Source organism: Mesorhizobium sp. L-2-11, assembly GCF_016756595.1.
Lineage (GTDB): Bacteria > Pseudomonadota > Alphaproteobacteria > Rhizobiales > Rhizobiaceae > Mesorhizobium.
In genome coordinates, this window is the sequence record NZ_AP023257.1 from 5,167,519 (window position 1) to 5,182,478 (window position 14,960).

Annotated in this window: 15 protein-coding genes; 8 read left to right on the forward strand and 7 right to left on the reverse strand. The window is 61.2% G+C overall.

What is annotated here, in order from left to right; genetic code table 11:
* Nucleotide 1 precedes the first annotated feature (1 nt).
* Nucleotides 2-1,807: an ABC transporter ATP-binding protein gene (locus JG739_RS24735; RefSeq protein WP_202363800.1), complete on the reverse strand. Its 1,806-nt coding sequence runs from the start codon at nucleotides 1,805-1,807 to the stop codon at nucleotides 2-4.
* 404 nt (nucleotides 1,808-2,211) lie between these two features.
* Between JG739_RS24735 and JG739_RS24740 the strand changes: the two genes are divergently transcribed.
* Nucleotides 2,212-3,042 (forward strand): GSCFA domain-containing protein, encoded by an 831-nt coding sequence (locus JG739_RS24740; RefSeq protein WP_244749978.1) that lies wholly within the window; start codon nucleotides 2,212-2,214, stop codon nucleotides 3,040-3,042.
* Nucleotides 3,043-3,051: 9 nt separating this feature from the next.
* Here the strand turns inward: JG739_RS24740 and JG739_RS24745 are convergent, their stop codons facing one another.
* Together JG739_RS24745 and JG739_RS24750 are read right to left on the reverse strand one after the other, a co-directional pair.
* The gene (locus tag JG739_RS24745) at nucleotides 3,052-3,789 is read right to left on the reverse strand and encodes a TylF/MycF/NovP-related O-methyltransferase (protein ID WP_202363802.1); all 738 of its coding nucleotides are present in this window, start codon (nucleotides 3,787-3,789) and stop codon (nucleotides 3,052-3,054) included.
* A gap of 298 nt (nucleotides 3,790-4,087) precedes the next feature.
* Nucleotides 4,088-4,714 (reverse strand): transglutaminase-like cysteine peptidase, encoded by a 627-nt coding sequence (locus JG739_RS24750; protein ID WP_202363803.1) that lies wholly within the window; start codon nucleotides 4,712-4,714, stop codon nucleotides 4,088-4,090.
* A gap of 530 nt (nucleotides 4,715-5,244) precedes the next feature.
* Here JG739_RS24750 and JG739_RS24755 point away from each other — a divergent pair.
* On the forward strand, nucleotides 5,245-5,487 hold the full coding sequence (locus JG739_RS24755; RefSeq protein ID WP_202363804.1) for a hypothetical protein: 243 nt from the start codon (nucleotides 5,245-5,247) through the stop codon (nucleotides 5,485-5,487).
* A gap of 137 nt (nucleotides 5,488-5,624) precedes the next feature.
* Here the strand turns inward: JG739_RS24755 and JG739_RS24760 are convergent, their stop codons facing one another.
* The 4 genes from JG739_RS24760 to JG739_RS24775 all read right to left on the reverse strand — a co-directional run bounded on the left by JG739_RS24760 (nucleotide 5,625) and on the right by JG739_RS24775 (nucleotide 8,348).
* Nucleotides 5,625-5,867, reverse strand: coding sequence for a plasmid stabilization protein (locus JG739_RS24760; RefSeq protein WP_202363805.1), 243 nt, complete (start codon nucleotides 5,865-5,867; stop codon nucleotides 5,625-5,627).
* Between the two features lie 36 nt (nucleotides 5,868-5,903).
* Nucleotides 5,904-7,544, reverse strand: coding sequence for an IS66 family transposase (tnpC, locus tag JG739_RS24765; protein WP_183445373.1), 1,641 nt, complete (start codon nucleotides 7,542-7,544; stop codon nucleotides 5,904-5,906).
* Nucleotides 7,545-7,620: 76 nt separating this feature from the next.
* Nucleotides 7,621-7,965, reverse strand: coding sequence for an IS66 family insertion sequence element accessory protein TnpB (gene tnpB / locus JG739_RS24770; RefSeq protein ID WP_183445374.1), 345 nt, complete (start codon nucleotides 7,963-7,965; stop codon nucleotides 7,621-7,623).
* On the reverse strand, nucleotides 7,962-8,348 hold the full coding sequence (locus JG739_RS24775) for a transposase (RefSeq protein ID WP_183445375.1): 387 nt from the start codon (nucleotides 8,346-8,348) through the stop codon (nucleotides 7,962-7,964). Before JG739_RS24775 ends, tnpB begins: the two co-directional genes overlap by 4 nt.
* 286 nt (nucleotides 8,349-8,634) lie before the next feature.
* On the opposite strand from JG739_RS24775, the gene JG739_RS24780 reads away from it, so the two are divergent.
* From JG739_RS24780 to hisD, 6 genes are all read left to right on the forward strand, one after another.
* Complete coding sequence (locus tag JG739_RS24780; protein WP_202367624.1) at nucleotides 8,635-9,408, forward strand: SDR family NAD(P)-dependent oxidoreductase; 774 nt, start codon at nucleotides 8,635-8,637, stop codon at nucleotides 9,406-9,408.
* Nucleotides 9,409-9,501: 93 nt separating this feature from the next.
* Nucleotides 9,502-10,647, forward strand: coding sequence for an ABC transporter ATP-binding protein (locus tag JG739_RS24785; protein WP_202363806.1), 1,146 nt, complete (start codon nucleotides 9,502-9,504; stop codon nucleotides 10,645-10,647).
* A 35-nt stretch (nucleotides 10,648-10,682) separates the two neighbouring features.
* On the forward strand, nucleotides 10,683-11,789 hold the full coding sequence (locus JG739_RS24790) for an ABC transporter substrate-binding protein (protein WP_202363807.1): 1,107 nt from the start codon (nucleotides 10,683-10,685) through the stop codon (nucleotides 11,787-11,789).
* A 66-nt stretch (nucleotides 11,790-11,855) separates the two neighbouring features.
* Nucleotides 11,856-12,800 (forward strand): ABC transporter permease, encoded by a 945-nt coding sequence (locus JG739_RS24795; protein WP_202363808.1) that lies wholly within the window; start codon nucleotides 11,856-11,858, stop codon nucleotides 12,798-12,800.
* On the forward strand, nucleotides 12,797-13,597 hold the full coding sequence (locus tag JG739_RS24800) for an ABC transporter permease (RefSeq protein ID WP_202363809.1): 801 nt from the start codon (nucleotides 12,797-12,799) through the stop codon (nucleotides 13,595-13,597). Before JG739_RS24795 ends, JG739_RS24800 begins: the two co-directional genes overlap by 4 nt.
* Nucleotides 13,598-13,631: 34 nt before the next feature.
* Nucleotides 13,632-14,954: a histidinol dehydrogenase gene (gene hisD / locus JG739_RS24805; protein WP_202363810.1), complete on the forward strand. Its 1,323-nt coding sequence runs from the start codon at nucleotides 13,632-13,634 to the stop codon at nucleotides 14,952-14,954.
* The last annotated feature ends 6 nt before the right edge of the window (nucleotides 14,955-14,960 follow it).

Here is a 14,960-nt window from a genome sequence, read left to right on the forward strand (position 1 = left end):
TTCAGCGCAATACGCTCTGACGCAGCTTTTTGCCGCCCTCGACGCGCGGAGCGGACGCTTCCAGATGGAAGATCGAGCGATAGATTTCGCTGCGCCCGGCAAGCTCGTCATGAGTCCCGGAGTCCGCGAGCAAGCCTGCGTCGAATACGAGGATGCGATCGGCCGCCTTGATGGTTGAAAGCCGGTGCGCGATGCAGATGACCGTGCGCTCGAACGCATCGTCGAACGCAGCCTCCATGACCGCTCTTTCGTTTTCGCCGTCGAGCGCGGATGTCGCCTCATCGTAGACAATCACCGGAGCATTCTTGAGCAGGGCGCGTGCGATTGCAACGCGCTGTTTCTGGCCGCCCGACAGATTGGCACCGCCCGGCCCGACAAGCGTGTCGAGCCCGTTTTCCAGGCTCGAGGCAAAGCTGGTGACCCGAGCGAGTTCGGCCGCGGCCTCGATCTCCAGATCAGCAGCGCTCGGGCGCCCGTCGCGGATATTGTCGCGGATCGAGCCCTCGAACAGGAAGACGTCCTGTGACACCAGTGCGATATTGTCGCGAACGTCGGACAGGCTGATCTTCGAAATATCTTTGCCGTCGAGGAGAATCCTGCCCTTGTCCGGCTCCATCAGGCGCAGGACAAGATTAACGATGGTTGTCTTGCCGGCGCCGGAGCGGCCGACGATCGCCAGCTTCTCACGAGGTCGCACCTCGAAGGAAACACCGTGCAGCGCCGGGCTGTTGCCGCCATAGGAGAAGGCCACATCTTCAAAGCGGATTCCGCCCTCGACATCACCGAGGTGCTCACCCGCAGTTGCGAGTTGTCGCTGTTCGGGCGTGTCGATCAGATCATACATCTGCTCGACGGCCACCATTTGCTTCTGGATGTCGACATTGACCCGGGCCAGCCGCTTGGCTGGCTCATAGGCGAGCATAAAGGCGGTTATAAAGGCCATGAATTCGCCCGGCGTCTTGCCGTTGCCGAGGGTCTGCCAACTGGCATACATGATGAAAAGGCCGATGATGAAGCCGCCGCCGGTCTCCATCAACGGACTCATCAACGCCGATGTCCGGTTGATCTGGATGCCGCGCCTTTCCATCTTGCCGACGGCCTTGGCGAAGCTGGCGGCCGCCTTTTCCTCGAGTTGGAACGATTTGATGGTGCGGATGCCTTCTACGGCTTCCGTGCCGATCGACTGGACCAGTGCTGCCAACTCCGTCTCGCCCCTTGCCAGCGCCCTGAGCTTCCTGGTGACGGCACCCACCGATAGGAACAGCAGGGGTAGAATCGTCACTGAAATCAGCGACATCACCGGATCCTGCTTGACCATGACGCTTGCCAGGGCAATCAACTTCAGCACATCGGAGACGGTGCTGCTCGTGAGGGTGAGAATAACGGCGGCGGCGGCGCGCGCGTTGAACATGATCTTGGAGACGAATTTCGCCGGATGCTGGTTGGCGAACCGGTTGATGTCGAAGCGCACCATTCGGGAAAACTGGCGGTTTTGAAGGTCTGAAACGATAGCCCGGCGAATCTTGCCCGTGGTGATAGTCTGGCAATAATCGGCGATCCCCTTGATCAGGAAGATGCCGACGATCACGGCGCTGATACCCCATGCGGCGGCAGCGTTGCGATCCACAAAAATGCTATTGACCATGACACTCATGATCCACGCCGTTGCGCCGGTCGCCGCCGCAGCGGCGATCGAACACAGCAAAGCTGTCACATAAAGCGCCTTATGCGGTGGCAGGTTCTCGACGATCAGGCGCTTGACCAGCGGATACGCGAGGGCCGCTGAAATTCGTTTCTTTGCGCTCATTCTGTTTCCCGATGCGATATATCGTTTTGCGACGACCCTCGCTCCTGCCGATCCATGAAATTCTCTCGACGCCGTCACACATGCGCCAAACTGGTACCTGACGTCTGACTTCGTTCGAAGTTATAGTCAATCTTGAATCCTCCTGATTGCGGCTGGCGGCGAAGCGGACTAAATGTCGCGCATAGCGGTCGGCGGCCGGCTATGAAGATCATGGAGCCATTGTGACATTACTAGAGCGCGTTCGACGAAAGTACCTTCGGCTCCGCCACAAACTCGGATACATTAAACCTATCCGTTTGATGGCATCGAACAAATCAAACACGAAGTATGACGACTTTGTCAGCTCTGGCGCTATCACAATTCGCAAGGCCTCATTGTTCACTTCTGACGATATATTCTTCACGATGGGGAGTTGCTTCGCGCAGGAAATTCGACGTGCATTGACAAGCAGACAAATTGCATGCGTCCCATCTTATAGAAATATCAGCTTCGACCCGGCAGAAGCGATTGTAGATGAGCTGCCTCGGCAAGAGCACATGAACTTCTACAACACTTTCACTGTTCGTCTTCAGATCGAGCAAATGCTCGGCTTGTGGGATCAAGCCGATGACGACTGGTGGCAGGTTAAGAAACGTGTGCCTTGGGGCCCAATCTGTTTTCAGGATCCGTATCGCCGCGGCATCTTCGCGAAATCTCCGGAAGTTCTCAGAGAGGTGATCGAGAGCATGAACCGGGAGATGCGGGTTGGCTTTGATGCAGCGACGGCATTCATATTCACCTTCGGAATGACCGAGGTCTTCATCAACAAGGCCAGCGGCAAGGTAGCGGCACAGAAACCGCTCTATCGCGGCGGCGGTGGAATGCAGGAAACGACGCTTCACGTCAGCAGCTTTCAGGAAAACCACGCCAACGTCTTGGCCATCGTGGACATGGTCCGCAAACGCAAACCCGACGCACCAATAATTCTAACGGTCTCACCAGTAGCACTGGCCCGGACGTTTCAAGACGCCGATGTCGTCACCGCCAGCACTGAAGGCAAGTCAGTCCTTCGCGCCGTGCTCGGTCAAGTCTGCCGGGAACGGGACAATGTCCATTACCTTCCCTCGTTCGAGCTCGTCACCTATGGAGGCCTTGCTCGCAGCTACAGGGAGGACCTGCGGCACGTAAAGACACCGGTCGTCGACGAGATCGTTGAACAGTTCTTCAATGCGTACTTTGCCCCGCCGTCGGCGTAGCCGCAGCCGCTAGCTCGCCTTTACGACAATCGCCTGCCCGGTTGGAAGTTCGATGATGCCTTCCGGGCGGTTTTCGAAGAATTGGTCAAAGGCCTTTCGGGCGCCAGGACAGAGCGCGGAGCCGTAGTCATCACAGATGATCATGCCATGCGCGGCGACCCGGTCGTAGAAGAAGGCGAGCGCGTCACGCGTCGGCTCGTATAGATCGACGTCAATATGGACCAGGGCGAAACGCCGGTCGGATACATCGGAAAAAGTATCTGGTATCCATCCGACATGAAAAGTGGTGTTGCCGAAGCCGGAAATATTCTCCCTGGCGACGCTCTCGTCGGTGCTGAGATCGCCGGACTTCCATGGCATTCTGCCGTTTCGCTTGCGATCTTCCGCGGTTGGTTCCGAGAGGCCGGCGAACGAATCGAAAAGATGATAGTGCCGTGGCCGCAGGTCGCTCATCAGCATGAATATGGTCGAGCGGCCTTGTCTTACGCCACATTCGGCCACATCGCCGTCGATGCGCTCGATCGATCGCAAACAGCTTTGCAGGACAAAAGCGCGGGGGTCTGGAATCCCGCTTATGTCCTTGACCCGCTGCAACGCCTTTCGGAAAAATGGCTGATCCTTCCAGACCATGTGACTGGAATAAACATAAAAGCCGTATTTGTCGGCCTTCTTCTGCGAGACCTTGTACCAGGCCACACCTCTGCTTTTTTTCGAGATAAAAGCACGCGCCACGTCTCGCAATTTCATCCGTACCTCCAGCATTCGATATGTTCATAAAACCGGAGGAAGAGAAAGCTCCGCCGGCATCAGGCGCGCGATGATGTCGAGTTCTGGGCTGATCGACCCTGGCTTATCGAGCGCCGCAAGGAGCGCTCCCGGTGCTCGTAATGAGCCTGTGCCTGGAATGGAACTCCCATGCAGTGCGACTCAAGATCACGGGTCATGTGCCTGGCCCGGTGCAGAGACAGGCGGCGCCGGGCATCTCTGGCCGTTCTCCGGCATGAGAGCCGGCGCCAAACATTGTCGATCCGCTAGTTCGGGAGGTTCAGTCGACTGCCCCGACCAGTACATCGGGGTGTTCAATTATCGCGACCCAGCGCCCGGTATGCGTAGACGACTGCCTTTTTATAAATCGATATCCAGTTGCCGACCAAGGCTTCACATCGTCGTTGAGGTTGTCGAGCACGTAATCGCCTTTGTCGGTCTTGACGGTCAGCACCGCGTGCCCCTCGCCGTCCTGCTTCCTGACGACGGTGATCAGAAGGTTCGACAGCGATATGCCCTGCTGATTGAGCAACTGGCGCTTAAGCAGGACATAGTCCTCGCAGTCGCCGAGGGCGCCGTCAGGATAGGACCAGAACTCCATCATGCCGTGAACGTCCAAATCGCTCGCCGGCCTGATCGATCTGTTCACCAGCTTGTTGACGGAGGCGAGCCTGCCTTCCATGCCCGCGGACAGACGGACTGGAGCGCTCTTGCCTGATCGAATGGCGCATTCCGCGGCCCGCCGTCTGCAGAATTCGACGTAGCCGACAGGGATGGAGGTTGGCTCCCCGGTGGCCATGGCGCCAGGCACGACGTCGGCCGAAGCCTTCTGCATCGGCGTCGCGGACATCATCAAGCCTATCAGTAGGCCGGCACACAGCCACGCCCGCGGTACCACCAATCCCATTCGCCCCGCCCCAGAGGTAACGATCCGAAACAATCTTTAATACTGCGTTACCATTTTTTCATAGGCGCAGCAACACAGCCGCCGCACAATTTGAAACGACGGTCGCGAACAACCTGACGGTGGGCGCCGCGCAGTCGCCCAATCAGCAAATTGTGCGTTCACCAAATCAGGGGAATCGTCCCGCTTTTGCGCCATCGGCGTTCTTCGGGCGCGCCGCTTGCCGGACCTGATGACGACGCCGACAGGTCTTTGGCTGCGCCAACACCGACAGGCGGCCGAAAAAAATTGTAGCCAAATTTGTCGAAGTCCAAGCGCTGCGGGACCTCGCATCGATTCTCATACATTCGGATACACTTCGATAGCACTCGGGCAAACCTCTGCGACAGGCGTAGCGTAGTTTCATCCGTGAGCAGGAAGCCTCGTCATAGTGACGAGACAGAGAGCTGACGGGATTTCGCAAAGCAGGAGTCAATTCCGCGCGAGCCGCCGTTGGCGGGTCTGCTCATTATTGAAATTGAAGGAAAAGTACGATGAACAAACTTGTAATCGCTATCGCCCTCCTCGCCTTGTCGACAGGGGTCTCGTTCGCTGCCAATCAAAACCCGGATCGCGACCCGACCCGCGGATTTGCTACTGGCGTCGACAATCGCGGAATGACCCTGGATACCAGTCACACGGCTTCCTTGCCTCAACCGTTGGTAGCTCCGAAAGAAAAGCAGCCACAGCCCGGCAAGGTTCTTAGGGGTCGTGCACCATGGGCGGGCAACCGTTGATACGCTGAACTTTTCCTCCCATGCAAAATTGTCCAATCACCCCCCATTCAGCGGGGGTGGTTGGACAAGGGCGCGAGAAAATCGTGGCTCAGGCGACCTCTTCAGCGTCTCGGAAATGATGCTGGCAGCAGGGAAAATCAAAGCTCCGCATCAACCTGCCGAGCGCCCCGGATCGCTGCTTCAAGGTCGATTTCGACGCCATAAGCGCCAGCGATACGCGGGTAGAACGTCGACGCCGGCTCACGACCGGCTTGCCGAACCTCATAGGATTCCAGCGCGCGCTCAACCACGTCGGCGATCGAGCGGTTCTCGCGCCGAGCCAGCCGATGGGCAAGATCACGCGCCTTTGCGCCGCGCACGGAAAGCCGCGGTTCGACCATTTGGATCACTCCTTGCCGTTGATAGAGCGTAAGCGGTCAGCCGATAACGTCAGGCCTAAAGTTCCAAGGCATGAGCATTTCGATTTCGGATGCCGGCCAGCCTTGAGCGATGCGGGTCAAGGTCTGCGAGAGCCAGTCGAGCGGATCGACGCTGTTCATTTTGCAGGTTTGCAGCAAGGTGGCTACCGTCGCCCAGGTTCGTCCACCGCCGTGGCTGCCGGCGAATAGACTATTCTTTCGCGTGATCGTCTGGGGCCTGATTGCACGCTCGACGATATTGGAGTCGATTTCGATGCGACCGTCCATCAGAAAGCGTTCCAGCGCCTCCCGCCGGGTGAGCGCGTAGCGGATCGCCTCGGCGGTCTTGGATTTTCCGGAGACCTTGCCCAGTTCCGCTTCCCATAGATCGAAGAGGCTCGCGACAATGGCCACGGACTTTTCCTGACGTAGCGCGGCGCGGCTTCCGGCATCCTTGCCGCGGACCTCGTCCTCGACCTTCCACAATTCGGTCATGGCGATGATCGAATCCGTCGCGGCCTGCGAGACCCCGCTGATGTGCAGGTCGTAGAATTTGCGCCGCAGGTGAGCCCAGCACCCGGCGAGCCGGATTGTTTCATTGCTGCCGGCTTTGGCCCGTGCCTTGACCAGGTTGGTATAGGCCGAGTAGCCATCCACTTGCAGGATACCGCTGAATCCGGCGAGGTGGCGCGCCACGCAATCCGCACCTCTGCTGTCTTCAAAACGATAGGCAACCATTGGCGGACTGGTTCCGCCATAGGGTCGGTCATCCCGTGCGTAGGCCCACAACCAGGCTTTCGTGGTTTTCCCGGAACCAGGGGCAAGGGTGGGCAAGGTCGTCTCGTCGGCGAAGACCCTTTCGCCCTCCTTGATGCGCTCCAGTATGTAATCAGCAAGCATCTGCAGCTCGAAGCCCAGATGCCCCATCCACTGCGCCATCAACGACCGGCTGATCTCGACGCCGTCGCGCAGATAGATCGCCTCCTGCCGATAAAGCGGGAGGCCGTCGGCGTATTTGGAGACGGCGATATAGGCGAGCAGCCGCTCCGTCGGCAGCCCGCTTTCGATGATGTGCGCCGGCGCCAGAGCCTGGACCACGCCGTCACGGCCCCGGAAGGCGTATTTGGGACGGCGCGTGACGATGACCTGGAACTTCGGCGGCACGACGTCCAGCCGCTCGGATCGATCCTCGCCGATCAGAACCTTTTCAAGCCCCTCGCAGTCGGCCGGGATTTCCGGCTCGACGACCTCCTCGATGCGTTCGAGGTGGGCAGCAAAGCCCTTGCGCGGACGCGGGGCGCGCTTCGGCTTGTTCCCGACCGCGCGGTCGAGTTCGCTCCGGATTTCCGAAAGGCCGGTCTCGACCTCTTCGAAGGCAAAGGAGGCCTGCTCGTCGTCGATGGCCAGGCGTAGCCGCTCGGAACGCGTGCCATGTTGCGTGCGCTGTAAAACTTTCAGGATTGACGTGAGATTGGCGATCCGCTCGCTGGCGCTTTTCTCGACAGCTTTCAGCCGGGCGACCTCCGCCTCAGATGCTGCGATCCGAGCGTCGGCGACTGCGATCCGGGCCTCGCTTGCAGCCTGCTCGCGAGCCATGGAAAGGATCATCGCCTTCAGCGCATCAACGTCGTCGGGAAGGGCAAGACCCGGTAGAACCATGGCAAGCAACAGAGCACAAAAACAGCCGCTTTCCCAACCGTTCCAGCCGCATGATTCATCTTGCCGCAGGCCGGTTTCAGCCCGTCGATAACGGCCGCCTGACCCTGGCCGGACGAATCTTTTTCCAGTCCAGTCCGGCCAGAAGCGCCATCAACTGGGCGTGGTCGAGACGCATGCGCGCGGCCGATATCCCCGGCCAGCAGAAGCTGTGATCTTCCAGAGTCTTCGAATAAAGACAAACCCCGCTGCCGTCCCACCACACGATGCGAACCCGGTCCGCACGCTTCGAACGGAATACGTGAAGTGCCCCCGAGAATGGGTCCAGGCCGCCATCCCTGACCAGCGCCATCAAAGATGCCGCGCCCTTGCGGAAGTCGACCGGCTGGCACGACACGTAAACCACCACACCGGAAGCGATCATGCCTTACGAACCGCGCGGATGATCCTCGCCAGGCGATCGGGATCGACATCGCCGCCGGCGCGCACCACTGCGTCGCCAATGACGATTTCCACCGTGTCGCTGCCCACCGCTTCAAAGCGCGTGAACTTCGCCGGCTTGCTCGCTCCCTCCGTCAGTGGCGCAACCATGCCCGACGAAAGCGCCTTGCGGCGCCACGCATAGAGCTGCGAGGGGTCCAGCCCCTCGGAACGCGCAACCGCCGAGACATTGCCCCCTGGCGAGAACGCTTCGGCGACAAGCCGTGCCTTCTCTTCGTCCGACCGATGGCGCGGCTTGCGTCGGGACGGCACAGGCTCCGCCGTCAAAATCTCGAATGTTCGATGATGGCTCATACTGTCGCTCATAGGATTCTCCGCATGATTCATGCTGAAAATGAGCGATCAACCGCCTGCACGCTACGTGGGGACGCCTACGCGCTTACGATAGAGCTTCATCGCCTTTCTAGAGAGACGCCAGTTGATGGCGTTCTGTTGCGGGGGATCCGGGATGCCGTCGTCCAGCCGATCGACGCAAACCGGCGCCCCCGTTTTTTGGTGGCACCCCCGCAATAGCGCAACATGTATAGACAACCGGCCGCAACTGGTGTTCGTTTCCAATCCGACCGCATGTGTTTTTCGGGAAGAAACCGCCATGGACGCCGCTCGCCTGTTCGACCTGACGGGAAAAAAGGCGCTGGTGACCGGCGCCAGCCGCGGCATTGGCCAGGCCATGGCGGAGGCGCTCTCGGCGGCTGGTGCCGATGTGGCGGTGACCGCCCGCGACGAAAATTCCCTTGGTGAGACGGCGGACCGGATCAGCGCACACGGGCGAAGGTCGCTTTGCCGGTCTCTGGACGTGCTCGACACCGATCGCATCCGCGTCGTGATCGACGAGGTGGCGGATGCCTTTGGTGGGCTCGACATTCTGGTCAACAACGCCGGCTACGAAAAAGTCCAGCCCTCGCTCGACGTGGACGAGGCGGTATGGGACAGCATCGTATCGACCAATCTGAAGGGCGCCTTCTTCTGCGCGCAGGCTGCGGCGCGGCGGATGGCTGCCGACAACAGCGGTGGCGCGATCATCAATCTTTGCTCGCTGACCTCCTTTGTTGGCATTCCGACGGCGGTACCCTACGGCTCGTCCAAGTCCGGGCTTCTGGGCATGACCCGCGCACTGGCCGCGGAATGGGCATCGCTCGGCATCCGCGTCAACGCCATCGCTCCGGGTTATTTCCATACGGCGATGACGGATGCCTTTTATCAGGATCCCGACTGGCAGATAGCGATGCTGGCCAAGATCCCGCAGCGGCGCTTCGGCACGATGCAGGATCTGGCCGGCGCTGTCGTGTTTTTGGCGAGCGGGGCATCCGCCTATGTCACCGGGCACTGCCTCCCGGTCGACGGCGGCTATCTCGCATCCATCTGATGTGGCGCACGAGGTAGACCGAGCTTGTATATGGTTGTATATACCACATGCTGGAGGTTCTTGCATGCGACCGGCGACAAAAGGGGAACCACTATGCACGAGCCTTTCCGGGCCGCAGCTTCGCACGTAGCGGAAGGCGACGGGGAAATCGCCGTCACGGTCCGCAACGTCGGGGTGGACTTCGATGGGGTTCAAGCCGTCAAGAATGCGTCCTTCGATCTGCCGAAGGGTCGGTTCCTCACCATTCTCGGGCCGTCTGGGTCCGGCAAGACAACCCTCCTGCGCATGATCGCCGGGTTCCAGACCCCGAGCAGCGGCGAGATCTTCATCAACGGTGAGCCGGTGAGCGCGGTGCCACCGCACAAGCGGTCGATCGGCATGGTCTTTCAGAGACTTGCCTTGTTTCCTCATATGACGGCGGCCGAGAATGTCGCCTTCCCGCTGAAGATGCGTCGGCGCGATGCACGCACCATTCCCGACCGCGTCGAGCGATATCTCGCGCTGGTCCGGCTCGCAGGCTACGGCGGCAGGCGCATTCACGAACTGTCCGGCGGGCAGCAGCAGCGCGTCGCGATTGCGCGCGCGCTGGTGTTTGAGCCCGACCTGCTGCTTCTCGACGAGCCGCTGGCTGCGCTCGACCGCAAGCTGCGCGAGGAAATGCAGCTCGAATTCCGCCGCATCCAGCGTGAGCTCGGCGTCACCACGATCAATGTCACCCACGACCAGCGCGAGGCGCTGGTGGTTTCCGACGATATCGTCGTCATGGATCAGGGCGAGATCCAGCAGAAGGCACGGCCGATCCACACCTACCGCCAGCCCCGCAACGCTTTCGTCGCCAATTTCATCGGCGTCACCAATTTCATTGCCGGCACGGTACGGGCCGTGTCGGAAGCGGGCGATGTCTCCATCGGTCGGGGTGATCTTATGCTTGCCGGAAAACTCGGCGATCCAGCCAATCCGCCAGCCGAGGGCGACAAGGCATCGGGAGCGATCCGCGCCGAGCAGATCCGCCTCGCCGGCGATGCTGCGCAGCTGTCGACACTCGATTGCGTGCTGGCCGGGACCGTCACCGACACCATCTTCGAAGGCGAGCGCATGGTCTACGAGGTCGCCTGCGCCGCGATTGGCGACGAAGTCATTCGCGTTTTCGACCATGATCCCGCCGCGCACACGCAGTTCGACATAAGCGAAAGCGTGTTCCTGGGGTGGAACGCCAGGGATATGCTTGTTTTTCGATAGAACCGGAAACCGGTCAAACCCAGAGGAGAATGCAGATGAAGCGCTTCAAGCCGAAGATATCCCATGTTTCCCGCAGAACCTTCCTCCAGGCCACAGCCGCGCTCGGCGGCGCCTCGGCGCTCGGCCTGCGCGGCGCGTACGCTCAGGAGCCCGAAAAGCCGGCGGAGATCATCGTGCGCGCCTGGGGCGGCAGCTGGGTGGACAGCCTGAAGGCCGGGGTGTCCGACAGCTTCACCAAAATGACGGGGATTGCGGTCCGTCACGACCTGACCGAAGACAACGAGATTCAGCCCAAGGTCTGGGCGGCCGTGGCGCAGAAACGGGTCCCGCCGATCCATATCAACTGGGACACCACCACCAATGCCACGAAATCGGCACTGCGCGGCGTAACGGAAGACCTCTCCGACCTGCCGAACCTCGCCAATGTGACGGATCTTGCCAAGCCGGCCGGCCTGGAAGGCTTCCCGATCGTCAATACCTACGGTTATGTCTATGTGCTTGCCTATCGGCCAGAGGCATTCCCGGATGGACCGCCCAAGTCCTGGAAAGATCTGCTCGACCCGAAGTTCAAGGGTCGGCTTGCTTTCTACAATGACGGCATCGGCTTCCATTTCCCCGCCCAGGTCGCCGGTGGCGGCAAGCTGGAGGACATACCGGGCAACATGCAGCCGGCTTGGGATTTCATCACCAAGATGAAAGCGCAGCAGCCGCTGCTCGGCGAAGATCCCGACTTCACCACCTGGTTCCAGAACGGCGAGATCGACGCCGCCTGCACCATCTCGACCAACGCCCGGGAGGCCCGCAAGAACGGCGTCAAAATCGAATGGGTGGTGCCGGAAGAGGGTGCGAAATTCGACACCGACGGTTTGTGGATCCCCAAGGGCCTGCCGGAAAACGAACTCTACTGGGCCAAGCATTACATCAATCACGCCCTGACCAAAGAAGCCCAGCAGGTCTGGCTGGATGGGCTTGGCTTGCCGGGCGTTGTGCCGGGCCTCACGCCGCCCAAGGATCTGGTGGGCGATCCGTCCTATCCGACCACCGAAGCGGATTTTAAGCGCCTTATCCGCATCTCGTCGAAGATCCAGGTCGAGAACGAGAGCGAGTGGTTTTCCAAGTTCAAGGCGATCATGCAGGGCTGACGCCGGTCGGCCGGTGCTGCGCTCGTGCGGCACCGGCTCCTTCACGACGTCGTATACGGATTTTTCATGCGGGCAACCAGGACAGCCTATCCCCTGACATGGCGCATCATGGACGCGCTGGAAGGCGTCGCCGCCGCTATCTGGCCGACGCGGTTCAGGCGCGCTACGCCCTCTCTGATGCTGCTTCCGGCGGTGCTGCTGGTCGGGCTGCTGGTGCTTGGTCTCATCCAGATCGCGGATGCCAGCCTGCGCACGCTCGACACCACCACCTTCCAGTTCTCCGACGACTATTCGATCGCCAATTTCCGCCGCGCGCTGACCGAGCCACTGTTCCTGGTTGTCGCGCAGCGCAGCCTGGTCGCCGCCCTGATCGTCACCGCGGTGACGCTGGTCTTCGCCTTTCCCTACGCTTATCTGATGGTGCGTACGCGTTCGCCAGGATTGCGCAAATTCCTGCTGATCGCGCTGTTCCTGCCGTTCTTCATCGGCCAGGTTGTGCGTGCCTATGGCTGGCTGATCATCTTAGGCAACCAGGGCATGGTGAACGAGGCGCTCGGCCTTGTCGGGATCGCCCCAATGCGGCTCATCTACAACTATTCCGCCGTGCTGTTCGGCCTCGTCCAGTACATGCTGCCCTTTGCCGTGCTGATGCTCGCGCCGGCACTTACCGCCATTCCCGAAGAGCTGGAGGCAGCCGCTGGATCGCTCGGCGCGAACTGGGTTCGCACGTTCATCCACGTCGTGTTGCCACTCGCCCGCCCAGGCTTCATCGGCGCCGGCGTGGTAGTGCTGACGCTTTCCCTCACCGATTTCGCAGTCCCCGCGATCCTTGGCGGCGGCTCCCAGGACTTCATCGCCAACGCCATCTACGATCAGTTCTTCCGAACGTCCGATCAGGGTCTCGGCGCGATGCTGGCACTTATGCTGGTCGCACTCGGATCAATCCTTGTCGGCCTGGTGTTCGCGCTGTTTGGCGCCGGAACGCTCGCCATGGGGAGGTCCCGGGCATGAGCGGCTCGCGCAGCAAATCGATTGTCCTGTGGACCCTGGTGACGATCGCCCTGGCAACGCTTTCGGCGCCGACCATCGTGGTGCTCGGCGCTTCCTTCACCGGCGGCAACATCATCATTTTTCCGCCGGATGGGCTGTCGCTGCGGTGGTACGCGCGTATTTCGCAGGCCTCCGACCTGCGCAATGCGTTCCTGCGCACGCTCCAGGTCGCGACGGTCTGTACGATCGTTGCCATTCCAGTGGGCACGCTGGCCGGCATCGCGCTGGCGAAATATGCGGTGCGTTTTGAGAAGACGATCCAGATCTATCTGCTGCTGCCCTTCACCATTCCGCTGATCGGATCGGGCATCGGCCTCATGCTGATCTTCGGCAACGCCGGGATTCTCGGCCAGCTCTGGCCGGTCGGCATCGCCTGCTGCGTCATCAACCTGCCGTTCATGATCTGGGCGGTGACGGCGAGCGCCACCGGGCTTGACCCTGACCTTGAACTGGCTGCCGCCAATTGCGGCGCGCCGCCGCTCCAGGTGTTCTTCTCCGTCACCCTGCCCGCGGTCATGCCGGGGGTGATCACCGGCTCGCTGCTGATGTTCATCCTTGCGCTCAACGAGTTCCTGGTCAGCCTGCTGCTCGTCGATGCGCGTATCGTGACGCTGCCGGTGCTGATCTACAACTCCATCCGCTCGATCATCACGCCGGATCTCGCCGCGATCTCCGTGGTCTTCATCGCCTGCTCTGGCGTCGCCGTTTTCCTGCTCGACAGGCTGGTCGGGCTCGACATCTTCCTGAAATCGAAATGAGGAAAGCCGGCTCCTCGCGCCGCAAGGAAATCCTATGCCAAACGTATCATTCCACGATCTGAGCCAACTCGACGCCGCCAATCGTGCGGCATTGATGCGGCGCTCGGAGACCGATCTCTCTGGCTTTATGGAGAAAGCCGCGCCTATCATCGAGGCGGTCCGAACAGAAGGTGACGCCGCGCTCGTCCGCTTCGCCCGCGACTTTGACAAGGCAGATCTCGACGCCGGGCGGCTGAAGGTCAGCCCCGCCGAGTTTGACGCCGCCTTCGGCATGGTTGACGAGGACGTGACCGCCGCCATTCGCTTCGGCATCGACAATATCCGGCATTTCCACGAAGAGCAGAAGCCGGAAGCGATGTGGCTCAAGGAAATGCGGCCCGGCGCCTATGCCGGCGACCGCTTCACGCCGATCCGCTCGGTGGCGCTCTATGTCCCGCGCGGCAAAGGGGCGTTCCCTTCGGTCACAATGATGACCGCAGTGCCCGCAGTGGTGGCGGGCGTCCCGGAGCTTGCCATCGTCACGCCGCCGGCGCCCGATGGCTCGGTGGACGCAGCGACGCTGGTCGCGGCGCGCCTCGCCGGCGTCGAGACGGTCTACAAATGCGGCGGCGCGCAGGCGGTCGCCGCGGTCGCCTACGGCACAGAGACGATCAAGGCCGCGCTCAAGATCGTCGGACCAGGCAGCCCCTGGGTGGTTGCGGCCAAGCGGCTGCTTGCCGGCGTCATCGATCCCGGCCTTCCCGCCGGTCCGTCGGAAGCGATCATCCTCGCCGACGACAGCGTGCATGGCGGGCTGGCCGCGCTCGACCTCCTCATCGAGGCGGAGCACGGGCCGGACTCGTCGGCCTATCTGGTGACCCACAGCCGCCGCGTCGCGGAGGAGGCACTGGCCGCGCTGCCGGAACACTGGGCGCGCATGACCGAGCAACGGGTCGCGTTCTCCACCGCGGTCCTGACCGGCGCCTGTGGCGGCATCGTGCTGACGGCATCGATCGAGGAGAGCTACCGTTTCATCAACGACTACGCACCGGAGCATCTGGAGATCCTCTCCACCGACCCCTTTGCGCACCTTGGCCACATCACCGAAGCTGCCGAGATCCTGATGGGGCCGCACACGCCGGTCTCGATCGGCAATTTCGGGCTGGGCCCCAACGCCGTGCTGCCGACCAGCCGCTGGGCGCGCACTTGTGGACCGCTCTCGGTCACGGATTTCGTCAAGCGCTCTTCCATCGGCTACGTGACGGCGGCGGCCTATCCGGAATTCGCACGCCATGCCCGCACACTGGCGCGCTATGAAGGCTTCTCCTCGCATGAACACGCCGTCTCCGGCGTGCGCGACCGATATCTGGCGCGGTAGCGGGCG